Source organism: Cribrihabitans marinus (assembly GCF_900109035.1).
Classification (GTDB): Bacteria; Pseudomonadota; Alphaproteobacteria; order Rhodobacterales; family Rhodobacteraceae; genus Cribrihabitans; species Cribrihabitans marinus.
In genome coordinates, this window is the sequence record NZ_FNYD01000011.1 from 105,813 (window position 1) to 117,249 (window position 11,437).

Consider the following 11,437-nt stretch of genomic DNA (forward strand, 5'->3'; position numbering starts at 1 on the left):
GGCTCACTCCCTTTGTCTTATCAGCGCATCCACTGCCACGGCATCGTCCGGCGTGCAGATGAGCGGGTTGATCTCGATCTCTTCCAGGGTTGCGGCATGGGCCCGAGCATAGTCCGCAACCGCCCGGACCGCAGCGAGAATCGCGTCACGCCTTGCCGGCGGGCGCCCGCGATACCCGGCGAGCAGCGGCGCGATGCGCAACCCGTCCAGCGCATCACAGATCATCGCGTCGGTCGCGGGCAGCAGCACCGAGGCCCGGTCGTCCAGCAATTCGGCCAGGATGCCGCCGGCGCCCAGCGTCAGCACATAGCCATGCGCCGCGTCCTTGACCACGCCGATCAGCAGTTCCGCTACCGCGCCGCCCACCATCTCCTCCACCAGGAACCGTTCGGCCGGCATGGCGCGGGCCGCCCCTTCAACCTCGTCCGCTCCGCACAGGTTCAGGACAACGGCGCCCGCCTCGGTCTTATGCGCCATCCCTTCGCCCTTCAACACCACCCGACCGCCCAGCGCCGCGGCGGCCCGGCCCGCAGCCGCAGCATCGGCGCAGCGCCGGCCGCGCGGCACCCGCAGGCCGAAGTCCTGCAACCGCCGCTTGGCCTCGCCCTCGGCAAGAACCGGGGCAGGCGCCACGGGCTCCGGCAGCATCACCGGCGGCGGCGGGGCCGGTTGCGGGGTGCGGCCGCCCGCAAAGGCGGCCAGCGCCTCGGACAGGCCCGAGAACGGCACAACCCCCGCCGCCATCAGGCGCGCCGACACCGTTTCGGGCATCAGTTCGGGCAGCGTGGCGACAACCGCCATCGGCCGCCCGGTTTGCAAATGCGCCCCGATTGCGGCCTCCACGACGCAGTCCCAATCAGCAGCGTCGCACCGATCGGCACGCGGAAAATCGGCGATCAGCAAGGTCATCGCCAGGTCCGCCCCGGTCATCGCCGCAAACACCTGCGTCATCGCCGGAACATCGCGCCAGACATGGGTGTGATAGTCGAGCGGATTGGCCAGGGCGACCATCGGCCCCAGAACCGACCGCAACGCGCTCTGCTGGTGCGGCGTCAGAGGCGGGAAGCCCAGGCCATGTTCGGGGGCGATATCCGCCACCAGGCCGGCCTCGCCCCCGGAACAGCTGACGGATGCGATCCGGGTTCCCGACAAAGGCCCCGCAACATGCAGCAATTTGAGCGTCTCGAGGAACTCCGGCAGGGTGGCGGCCCGCGCGATCCCCAGACGGTCGAGGAAGGCGCGCGCGCCGGCCTCGCTTCCGGCCAGCGATGCGGAATGCGAGACCGCGGCGGTCCGGGCCTGGTCCGAGCGGCCGACCTTCAACGCCACGATCGGCTTTCCCAGCGCGCCGGCCCGCGCCGCAAGGGCCTCGAACGCCCGCAGATCGCCGATTCCCTCGATGTAGAGCCCCAGCGCGCTCACGCGCGGATCCTCGATCAGATGCGCCCCGATCCCGGCCAGCCCGCAGCGGGCCTGGTTTCCTGCGGTCACCATATAGGCCAGCGGCAGGCCACGGGTCTGCATCGTCAGGTTGATCGCGATATTCGAGCTCTGCGCGACAATCGCAACACCGCGATCGGTCCGGACCCCGCCATGCTGGTCCGGCCACAGCAACGCACCATCGAGATAGTTGATGAACCCATAGCAGTTCGGCCCGAGAAACGGCATGTCCCCCGCCGCGGCCAGCAACGCCGCCTGCAGCCCGGCCCCGCTCTCATCCTCCGCCGATGCCTCGCGAAAGCCCGAGGCGAAACACACCGCGCCACCCGCGCCACCGGCCGAAAGCGCCCGGACCGCCTCGATCGTGGCCAAACGATTGACGCCGACAAAGGCAGCATCGGGCACACCCGGCAAATCCGCAACCGATCGCCAGGCCGGCAATCCCGAGACCTCTTCGCGCGACGGGTGCACCGGCCAAATCGGCCCGGAGAACCCCATCTTTCGACATTGCTCGATCACCGATCGGCCCCAGTCACCGCCCCCGATCACCGCAATGCTCTCGGGCCGCAACAGGCGCGACAGGTTGCACATCACCCCCGTCCCTCGCGATCCCGGCACCGACGGGAGCCTCCGGCGGGGATATTTTTAGCAAGAGGAAGCAGGGGTTTGTTCACCTTTCTGCGGCAAGTTTGTGTCACGGTACAGGCGGGGACGCCGATGACCGTGCAAGGGGAAGAGGTCACACTCTTTCTGCGGGGGGTGGTCACTAGACCGCCCCCTTTTCCTCTTGCTGAGAATATCCCGGGGAGCGCGAGGGGCTGGCCCCTCGCTCCTGTCGGATGGGCAAGGCCCATTCGATCCACGCTCATGCGCCCAGCGGCCGCAGCAATTCGCGGCTGATGATGTGGCGCTGGATTTCGCTGGTGCCGTCCCAGATCCGCTCGACCCGCGCGTCGCGCCAGAAGCGTTCCAGCGGGAAATCGTCCATCAGCCCCATGCCCCCGTGGATCTGGATCGCCGCATCCGTCACGCGCCCCAGCATCTCGGACGCGTAAAGCTTGGCCGAGGCGATCTCGCGGTTGGCGGGCAGCCCCTGGTCCAGCCGGTCGGCGGCGGCCAACGTGAGCAGATCTGCGGCATCGATCTCGGTGATCATGTCGGCGATCTGGAATGACACGCCCTGGAACTTGCCGATCTTCTGGCCGAACTGCTCGCGCGTGGCGGCGAAGTCGAGCGCGAGGTCGAATACCCGCCGCGCCCGACCCACCGACATCGCAGCCACGGTGATGCGGGTCGCATAGAGCCAGGTGTTCATCACCTCGAACCCGCCATCCACCGCGCCCAGGACCTGGGCATCCGGCAGGCGGCAATCGTCGAAATCGAGGATCATGTTCCGGTATCCCCGGTGGCTGACCGAGCGATAGCCGTCGCGGATGGCGAATCCGGGCGTGTCGCGATCCACGAGGAAGGCGGTGATGCGCTTCTTGCGGCCTTTCGGCGTGATGTCCTCGCCGGTGGCCACGAACACGATCACGAAATCCGCGTGGTCGGCGCCCGAGATGAAATGCTTGGTGCCATTGACGATCCAGTCGCCCCCCTCGCGCCGTGCGGCGCATGTCATGCTGCGCACATCCGATCCCGCGCCGGGCTCGGTCATCGCCAGCGCGTCCATGCGCTCGCCCCGGACCGCCGGCATCAGATAGCGGTCGACCTGTTCGCCCTCGCAGGCCATCAGGATGTTCTGCGGCCGGCCGAAGAAATGCGTAAGCGCCATCGATCCGCGCCCCAGCTCGCGCTCGACCAGCGCGAATTCCAGATGGTTCAGCCCGGCGCAGCCGATGCTTTCGGGAAAGTTGCAGGCATAGAATCCCAGCCCGAGCGTCTTGCGCCGGATGTCCTCTGCGATTTCGCGAGGCACGTCCCCGGTGCGTTCGACCAGTTCCTCGTGCGGGTAGATCTCGTTCTCGACGAAGCTCCGCACCGTGGCGGCGATCATCTCCTGTTCGTCCGACAGACCGAATTGCATGTCACCGCTCCCCAAGGCCCCGGCACAGTGTCCCGCGCCTTGTCGTTGAGATCGTGCAGGGATAGACCGTTTTCATGCAGAGATGGACAAAACCTCGCGCCGCGGCGCAGCAGATCGGGATCCTGCTCTTTGACGGCTTCTCCAACCATTGCCTTGCCAACACGGTCGAGCCGCTGCGCGCGGCCAACACGCTGGCGCGGCACTCGCTCTATGAGTGGCGGTTCCTGACCTGCGCGGCCGATCCGGTTTCGTCGTCCAGCGGCCTCCAGGTCCATCCGCACGGCACCCTGGCCGAGGCGGCGGGCGACATGCTGATGGTCATGCCCTCCTACGGCTTCCGACAGCTGGGCACCTGGCCGGTCCAGACGGCGCTGCGTGCGGCGGCGCGGCGGTTCGGTGTTCTGGCGGGGATGGACACCGGCAGTTGGCTGCTGGCCGAGGCCGGCCTGCTGGACGGGTATCGGGCCACGATCCACTGGGAGGAGTTGACCGGCTTCTCCGAGCGCTTTCCCGACGTGCTGGCGCGGCGCGAACGGTTCGTGATCGACCGACGCCGCATCACCTGTTCCGGTGCGATGGCGGCCTTCGACCTTGTGCTGCACCTGATCGGCCGCGATCACGGGCAGGCGCTCGCCGTGGAAGTGTCCCAGCTGTTCATGGCCCGCGGATCGGCACGTTCACATGCCGGCGGGGCCGGGCCCGGCAGCATCGGGGTCAACCGGGCACTGGCGGTGATGCAGGACAACCTGGAAGAGCCGCTGCCCGTCGCCGAGGTTGCCCGGCAGGCTGGCCGCACGCAAAAGGCGCTCGAGACGCGGATGCGTGCAGAACTGGGCGCCACCCCGGCGCAGGTCTACCGGCGGCTCAGGCTGAACCTGGCGCGCAAGCTGGTCACTGAGACCGACATGGCGGTGGCCGAGATCGCCCTGCGGTCGGGCTATGCGGATGCCAGCGCAATGACCCGGGCCTTCCGGCTGGAATTCGGCTGTAGCCCGCGCGCGCTGCGGGCGTCATGACCCGCGGCACATTCGGTCCGGGCCATGAGGCATCATTTCGGCCGGCTGGGCACCCAGGCATAGCCGTTCTCGCACAGGATATACGCCTCGCGCAGGCCGTGCGGCTTGTCGGTCGGCGGTTGCAGCACATGCGCATCGCGATCCTCGGCCCGACGCGCGGCGGCATCCGGGTCGGTGTCGTAAAGCCGGATCTCGATGCCCGCGCCGCGTGGCGGTGTTTCCGGCAAGAGGCCCAGCAGGGGGTTTGCCGCATAGGTGCCGTCGGAATGCAGCTGGAACACCTGGTCGCCATAGGTCAGGATGGCGAAATCGGCCGAGACCCGATGCGCAATCATGCCGAAAACAGTCTCTAGAAAGGCGCATTGCTCGGGCACGTCGCGCACCAGCAGGTTCAGCCCGATCCCCCGCAGGGACCGGCCGAAGTCGTCGGCGCTGACCGTCTCGTAATCCATCCGTCCACATTTGCGCGCGGCGGCGCGGCGGGCAAGGGAATTGACGGCTTCGAGCCGAGGTTTTCCGCGCAGCGGGCCGCGGGGCCTTGCGCCCGCCGCGCCATTGAGGAAGATTGCGCCATGGAACACGCACCCTTTCCCAGCTGGCCCGATGTCGCCCCGCGCCTGATTGCCGTCGCCGCGGGTCGCGAAGCGGCCGACTTGGTGATCCGCGATGGGGTCTGGATCAACGTTCACAGCCGCGAGGCGCTGCCGGGCCACAGCGTTGCCATCACCGAAGGGCGCATCGCCTTTGTCGGCCCCGACGCCAGCCATTGCACCGGACCCGACACACGGGTGATCGAGGCGGCTGGCCGCTACATTCTGCCCGGGTTGTGCGACGCGCATATGCATATCGAATCCGGCATGCTGACCCCGGCCGAGTTCGCCCGCGCGGTGATCCCGCACGGCACCACGTCCATGTTCACCGACCCGCACGAGATCGCCAACGTTCTGGGCCTCGACGGCGTGCGCATGATGCATGACGAGGCGCTGATGCAGCCGGTCAACATCTTTACCCAGATGCCCTCCTGCGCGCCCTCGGCGCCGGGGCTGGAGACGACCGGGTACGAGATCACGCCCGAAGATGTGGCCGAGGCGATGACCTGGCCGGGGATCGTTGGCCTGGGCGAGATGATGAACTTTCCCGGTGTATCGGCGGCCGATCCCAAGATGCTGGCCGAGATCGCCGCGACCCAGCGCGCGGGCAAGACCGTGGGCGGACATTATGCCTCGCCCGATCTGGGCCCGGATTTCGCGGCCTACGTGGCCGGCGGGCCGGCGGACGACCACGAAGGCACCTGCGAAGCCGACTCGATTGCCCGCGTGCGGCAGGGGATGCGGTCGATGATGCGGCTGGGCAGCGCGTGGTATGATGTGGAGTCCCAGATCACCGCCATCACCGAAAAGGGGCTGGATCCGCGTAGCTTCATCCTGTGCACCGACGATTGCCACTCGGCCACGCTGGTCAATGACGGGCACATGAACCGTGTGGTGCGCCACGCCATTGCCTGCGGCTGCGATCCGCTTGTGGCGATCCAGATGGCCACGATCAACACCGCCACTCATTTCGGGCTCGAGCGCGAGATCGGCTCGGTCACGCCGGGGCGGCGCGCGGATGTGATCCTCAGCTCGGACCTGAGCGAACTGCCCATCGAGATGGTCATCGCGCGCGGCCGCGTTGTTGCGGAAAACGGCTCTATCACGGTGGATTGCCCGCATTTCCACTGGCCCGCCCATGCCCGCGACACGGTGAACCTGGGCGACGCCAAGACCGCGGCGGATTTCGAGATCAAGGCACCTGAAGGCGCGAACTCGGTGCGCGCCAACGTGATCGGCGTGGTCGAAAACCAGGCCCCGACCAAGGCGCTGAAGGCGGACATGCCGGTGCGCGACGGGCTGGTCGAAAGCGACGGAGAGATCTGCCAGATCGCGCTGGTGGAACGCCACCGGGCAAGCGGCGGCGTGACCAACGCGCTGGTCTCGGGCTTCCGCTACCGGGGCCGGATGGCGATGGCCTCGACCGTGGCCCATGACAGCCACCACATGATCGTCGTGGGCACGGATCGCGCGCAGATGGCGCTGGCCGCGAACCGGCTGGCCGAGGTCGGCGGCGGCGTCACCCTCTGGCGCGACGGGCAGGAACTGGCACTGGTCGAACTGCCGATCGCCGGGCTGATGTCCGACCGCCCCGCGCAGGAGGTCGCCGGCAAGGCCCAGGCGCTGGTCGACGCGATGCGCGACTGCGGCTGCAGGCTCAACAACGCCTATATGCAACACTCGCTGCTGGCACTGGTCGTCATCCCCGAACTGAGGATCTCGGATCTGGGGTTGGTGGACGTCCGCAGCTTTGAGAAGATCGAGCTATTGGAACCTCTGGAATGACTCATATCAACACGCCGGATCAACCGGATCACCAGGACTTTGACGATGCCGAGGCGGCGGTCGCCCGGCTGGAACAGCTATATACCGAGGCCACGGGCTTTCTCTGCGACAGCTTTGCCGAGACGATGGCGCAGGGCGCGTCCGCCGGGCGCATCCGCGCCTTTTATCCCGAGATCCGGATAACCACCAACAGCCATGCCCGCATCGACACGCGGCTGAGTTTCGGCCATGTCTCCCATCCCGGCACCCATTCCACGACGATCACGCGGCCCGACCTGTTCCGGTCCTACCTGACCCAGCAGATCGGCCTGCTGATCCGCCACCACGGCGTACCGGTGTCGATCGGCCCGTCGCAGACACCCATTCCGGTGCATTTCGCCGTGGCCAACAACCCGGCCCTGACCGTGCCGCAGCAGGGTGCGGCCAGTTTCACCCTGCGCGACGTCTTCGACGTGCCGGATCTGGAATCCACCAATGACGACATCGTCAACGGCACGCTGCCGCCCGGGGCCGCCAGCGAACCACTGGCGCTGTTTACCGCGCAGCGGATCGACTATTCGCTGGCCCGGCTGGCGCATTACACGGCCACCGACCCCGAGCATTTCCAGAACCACGTGCTGTTCACCAACTACCAGTTCTACGTGTCGGAGTTCGAGGCCTATGCCCGCGCACAGCTGGCCGATCCGGACTCGGACTACTGCAGCTTCGTCGCCACGGGAAATGCCGAGATCACCGACCCCAACGCGGCGCTGGAGGTTCCGTTCAAGCTGCCGCAGATGCCGACCTATCACCTCAAGCGCAAGGACGGGAACGGCATCACGCTGGTCAATATCGGGGTGGGGCCGTCCAACGCCAAGACCGCCACCGACCATATCGCCGTGCTGCGCCCGCATGCCTGGCTGATGGTCGGGCATTGCGCGGGGCTGCGCAACACGCAGGCGCTGGGCGATTTCGTCCTGGCCCATGCCTATCTGCGCGATGACAAGGTGCTGGACGACGATCTGCCGTCCTGGGTGCCGATCCCGCCGCTGGCCGAGATCCAGGTCGCGCTGGAACAGGCGGTGGCCGAGATCACCGAGTTGGAGGGCTATGAGCTGAAGCGCATCATGCGTACCGGCACAGTCGCCAGCGTGGACAACCGGAACTGGGAACTGCGCGATCACTCCGGCCCGGTGCAGCGGCTCAGCCAGTCGCGCGCCATCGCGCTGGACATGGAGAGCGCCACGATCGCCGCCAACGGCTACCGGTTCCGGGTGCCCTATGGCACTTTGCTCTGTGTCTCGGACAAGCCGCTGCATGGCGAATTGAAGCTGCCTGGCATGGCTTCGGAGTTCTATACGACGCAGGTCAGCCGCCATCTGAACATCGGAATCCGGGCGATGGAACGGCTGCGCGGGATGCCTCTGGAGCGGTTGCACAGCCGGAAATTGCGGTCTTTCGACGAAACCGCCTTCCTCTGACGCAAAAAAACGCCGAAAACCCCATATTTTTGGGATTTCCGCGCCACTATTCGTTGTGCTAACCCACAAGATACCGTTAGAGTTACGCATTGAGGCCCTAGAGATCGGGCTCAGCAAGGAGACCAAGAAATGGCAAAGCCTATGACCAAGACTCAGCTTGTCACCGCACTGGCTGAGGAAATGGGAACTGACAAGAAATCCGCTGGCGCCGCTCTCGAAGCGATGACCGGCCTCATCACCCGCGAAGTGTCGGCCGGCGGTGCCGTGACCCTTCCCGGCGTCGGCAAGATCTACTGCCGCGAACGGCCCGAGCGCCAGGTGCGCAACCCGGCAACCGGCGAGACATTTACCAAGCCGGCGGACAAGGTGGTCAAGATGACCATCGCCAAGGCCCTCAAGGACAGCGTCAACGGCTGAGGTCGCTGCCCAGGCAGAACCTGCACAGGGCCGCCGGTTGGTGGCCCTTTTGCATTCCGGGGCACAGACACGGTTTGCCTGCTCCCGTCCGATGACCTAGAGAACACGCATGGCAAAACAGGCAGTACGCAAGGGCGGCAAGACCAGGGGCAAGGGCAAGGCCGACCGCAAGCCGGCGGCCAAGCGACCGTTCCGGCCATTGGCTTGGCTGGGCTTCTTGCTGTTGCGGGCCACGACCGTTTTCATCATCGCGGTCCTCGCTCTGGTGGTGCTGTTTGCCGTGGTCGATCCGCCCATGACCCACACGATCTGGGCCGAGAAACGCCAGCTGGGATCGGTCGAGCGCAGCTGGGTCGACATGAACCGTATCGCCCCGGTCATGGCCCGGTCGGTGGTCGCCGCCGAGGACGCCAACTACTGCCTGCACTGGGGGTTCGACGTCGAGGCGATCCGCACCGCAATCGACGAGGGGCGCGGGCGCGGCGCGTCGACGATCTCGCAGCAGGTGGTCAAGAACGTGTTTCTCTGGCAAGGGCGCAGCTGGATCCGCAAGGCACTTGAGACCGCGATCACGCCGGCGGTCGAGGCGATCTGGTCCAAGCGCCGGATCCTCGAAGTCTATCTGAACGTGGCCGAGATGGGCGAAGGCGTGTTCGGAGTCGAAGCCGCGGCGCAGGCGGCTTTTGGCGTGAAGGCGGATGCCCTCACCCCGACACAGGCCGCTCGCATCGCCGCGGTCCTGCCCGCGCCCAAGTCGCGATCCGCCGCCAACCCGTCGCCCTGGCTGCGCAAAAGGGCGGCCGCGATCCGGTCAGGCGCGGCCACGATCCGCGCAGACGGGCGCGCCGACTGTTTCGAGGATTGAAAATCCCGCCATTGCGGGGCATTGCTGGAACTCAGTGCAATAGTTTTCGGGAACCCCATGGCGCGCCTTTATCACGTCACCCTGTCTCCGTTCTGCCGAAAGGTCCGCCTGTCGCTGGCCGAGAAGCGCGTCGAAGTGGAGCTGGTCGAGGAACGCTACTGGGAGCGCGATCCCGATTTCCTGCGCCGCAACCCCGCCGGCAAGGTCCCGGTGATCAAGCTGGACGGGCGCATGATGGCCGAGAGCGCCGCGATCTGCGAATACATCGAGGACACCCGCCCGGAACCACCACTGATGCCCGCCGATGCCGCGGGCCGGTTCGAAGTGCGCCGCCTGGTCGGCTGGTTCGACGACAAGTTCCACAGCGAGGTGACCTCCAAGTTGCTTTATGAGCGGGTCAACAAGAAGGTTACGGGCCAGGGCTATCCCGACAGCCGCAACGTCAAGGACGGCGCCAAGGCCATCAAGTATCACCTGGACTACATGGCCTGGCTTCTGGACCACCGCCGCTGGCTTGCCGGCGACCGGATGAGCCTGGCCGATTTCGCCGCCGCCGCGCATCTGAGCTCGCTGGACTACATCTCGGACGTGGACTGGAACCGCTCGACCGTGGTCAAGGACTGGTATGCCAAGGTCAAGTCGCGCCCGGCCTTCCGCTCGATCCTGGCCGACCAGGTGCCGGGCTTCCGGCCGCCGCCGCATTACGCCGACCTGGATTTCTGATAGGTTGCATGGGCGAGGCGGGCCTTCCCCTCTTGCCACGAAGGTATTGTCAGCCAGATGAAGGACGGATCAGCGCTCAAGCAGAAACTTGTTGCCCAGGCCCTGGAAGAAGGCTTCGTGGCGGCCCGCCTTTGCCGGCCCTGGGACGTGCCCGAAGTGCCCGGGCGGTTGGCCGGTTTTGTCGAGGCCGGGTATCACGGGCAGATGGGATGGATGGCCGAGCGCATGCACTGGCGCGGCAACCCCGCGGCGCTGTGGCCCGAGGCCAAATCGGTGATCATGCTGGCCGAGAGCTATGCGCCCGAACAGGACCCGCTGGCGATCCTGGAGCGGCCCGACCGGGGCGCGATCTCGGTCTATGCACGCAACCGCGACTATCATGATCTGGTCAAGAAACGGCTGAAACGCCTGGCGCGCTGGCTGATTGCCGAGGCGGGTGGCGAGGTCAAGGTCTTCGTCGATACCGCGCCGGTGCCAGAAAAGGCCCTTGGCCAGGCTGCCGGGCTTGGCTGGCAGGGCAAGCATACCAACCTGTTGAGCCGGGATTGGGGCAATTGGGCCTTTCTAGGGTCTGTTTTTTCAACACTGGACCTGCCGGCCGATGCGCCGGAGGTCGATCATTGCGGCTCCTGCCGGGCCTGTCTGGACATCTGCCCGACGGATGCGTTTCCGGCCCCCTACCGCCTGGATGCGCGGCGCTGCATTTCCTATCTGACCATCGAGCACAAGGGTCCGGTGGACGAAGAGTTGCGCGGCAAGATGGGCAACCGGATCTATGGCTGCGACGATTGCCTGGCGGTCTGTCCCTGGAACAAGTTCGCCGTTGCGGCGAGCGACATGCGCTATGCCGCGCGCGAAGCGCTCGAGGCTCCGCATCTGGCCGATCTGGCCGGCCTGGACGATGCCAGTTTCCGGGCAATGTTCTCGGGCTCGCCGATCAAGCGGATCGGCCGCGACCGGTTCGTGCGCAATGTTCTCTATGCGATCGGGAATTCCGGGGATCCCTCGCTTCGCCCGGCGGCCCGGGCCCGCGCCGACGACGCGGATCCCACGGTCGTCGACGCGGCGCGCTGGGCGCTGGCGAAACTGCCTGAATGACGCAAACGGGCTGGACG

The 11,437-nt window shown here is 66.7% G+C and carries 10 protein-coding genes; 7 read left to right on the forward strand and 3 right to left on the reverse strand.

Annotation, left to right across the window (positions count from 1 at the left end):
• Window positions 1–3 precede the first annotated feature (3 nt).
• Together BMX57_RS17195 and BMX57_RS17200 are read right to left on the reverse strand one after the other, a co-directional pair.
• Window positions 4–2,031, reverse strand: coding sequence for an acetate--CoA ligase family protein (locus tag BMX57_RS17195; protein WP_177175489.1), 2,028 nt, complete (start codon window positions 2,029–2,031; stop codon window positions 4–6).
• 274 nt (window positions 2,032–2,305) lie between these two features.
• Window positions 2,306–3,466, reverse strand: a complete 1,161-nt coding sequence (locus BMX57_RS17200; RefSeq protein ID WP_092370095.1) for an acyl-CoA dehydrogenase family protein — start codon at window positions 3,464–3,466, stop codon at window positions 2,306–2,308.
• 74 nt (window positions 3,467–3,540) lie between these two features.
• On the opposite strand from BMX57_RS17200, the gene BMX57_RS17205 reads away from it, so the two are divergent.
• Window positions 3,541–4,482 carry a GlxA family transcriptional regulator gene (locus BMX57_RS17205; RefSeq protein ID WP_092370098.1) on the forward strand — a complete coding sequence of 314 codons (942 nt, stop codon included), beginning with the start codon at window positions 3,541–3,543 and terminating at the stop codon, window positions 4,480–4,482.
• Between the two features lie 32 nt (window positions 4,483–4,514).
• On the opposite strand, the gene BMX57_RS17210 is transcribed toward BMX57_RS17205, so the two are convergent.
• Window positions 4,515–4,934, reverse strand: coding sequence for a VOC family protein (locus tag BMX57_RS17210; RefSeq protein ID WP_092370101.1), 420 nt, complete (start codon window positions 4,932–4,934; stop codon window positions 4,515–4,517).
• A 120-nt stretch (window positions 4,935–5,054) separates the two neighbouring features.
• On the opposite strand from BMX57_RS17210, the gene ade reads away from it, so the two are divergent.
• The 6 genes from ade (at window position 5,055) to queG (ending at window position 11,420) form a co-directional block, all read left to right on the forward strand.
• Window positions 5,055–6,857 (forward strand): adenine deaminase, encoded by a 1,803-nt coding sequence (gene ade / locus BMX57_RS17215; RefSeq protein ID WP_092370104.1) that lies wholly within the window; start codon window positions 5,055–5,057, stop codon window positions 6,855–6,857.
• Window positions 6,854–8,317: an AMP nucleosidase gene (locus BMX57_RS17220; RefSeq protein ID WP_092370107.1), complete on the forward strand. Its 1,464-nt coding sequence runs from the start codon at window positions 6,854–6,856 to the stop codon at window positions 8,315–8,317. The genes ade and BMX57_RS17220 overlap by 4 nt, the downstream gene beginning before the upstream one ends.
• Before the next feature lie 129 nt (window positions 8,318–8,446).
• Complete coding sequence (locus tag BMX57_RS17225) at window positions 8,447–8,734, forward strand: HU family DNA-binding protein (protein WP_092370110.1); 288 nt, start codon at window positions 8,447–8,449, stop codon at window positions 8,732–8,734.
• Window positions 8,735–8,843: 109 nt separating this feature from the next.
• Entirely contained in the window at window positions 8,844–9,599 is a 756-nt protein-coding gene (gene mtgA, locus BMX57_RS17230) for a monofunctional biosynthetic peptidoglycan transglycosylase (protein WP_092370113.1), read from the forward strand.
• 57 nt (window positions 9,600–9,656) lie between these two features.
• Window positions 9,657–10,322 (forward strand): FtsZ-binding protein FzlA, encoded by a 666-nt coding sequence (fzlA, locus tag BMX57_RS17235; RefSeq protein WP_092370115.1) that lies wholly within the window; start codon window positions 9,657–9,659, stop codon window positions 10,320–10,322.
• Between the two features lie 57 nt (window positions 10,323–10,379).
• Complete coding sequence (gene queG, locus BMX57_RS17240) at window positions 10,380–11,420, forward strand: tRNA epoxyqueuosine(34) reductase QueG (protein ID WP_092370118.1); 1,041 nt, start codon at window positions 10,380–10,382, stop codon at window positions 11,418–11,420.
• Window positions 11,421–11,437 lie beyond the last annotated feature (17 nt).

Bases quoted from the DNA above. Each gene is read 5' to 3' on its own strand.
- BMX57_RS17195 (WP_177175489.1), bottom strand. From the start codon at position 2,031: ATGTGCAACCTGTCGCGCCTGTTGCGGCCCGAGAGCATTGCGGTGATC.
- BMX57_RS17200 (WP_092370095.1), bottom strand. From the start codon at position 3,466: ATGCAATTCGGTCTGTCGGACGAACAGGAGATGATCGCCGCCACGGTG.
- BMX57_RS17205 (WP_092370098.1), top strand. From the start codon at position 3,541: ATGCAGAGATGGACAAAACCTCGCGCCGCGGCGCAGCAGATCGGGATC.
- BMX57_RS17210 (WP_092370101.1), bottom strand. From the start codon at position 4,934: ATGGATTACGAGACGGTCAGCGCCGACGACTTCGGCCGGTCCCTGCGG.
- ade (WP_092370104.1), top strand. From the start codon at position 5,055: ATGGAACACGCACCCTTTCCCAGCTGGCCCGATGTCGCCCCGCGCCTG.
- BMX57_RS17220 (WP_092370107.1), top strand. From the start codon at position 6,854: ATGACTCATATCAACACGCCGGATCAACCGGATCACCAGGACTTTGAC.
- BMX57_RS17225 (WP_092370110.1), top strand. From the start codon at position 8,447: ATGGCAAAGCCTATGACCAAGACTCAGCTTGTCACCGCACTGGCTGAG.
- mtgA (WP_092370113.1), top strand. From the start codon at position 8,844: ATGGCAAAACAGGCAGTACGCAAGGGCGGCAAGACCAGGGGCAAGGGC.
- fzlA (WP_092370115.1), top strand. From the start codon at position 9,657: ATGGCGCGCCTTTATCACGTCACCCTGTCTCCGTTCTGCCGAAAGGTC.
- queG (WP_092370118.1), top strand. From the start codon at position 10,380: ATGAAGGACGGATCAGCGCTCAAGCAGAAACTTGTTGCCCAGGCCCTG.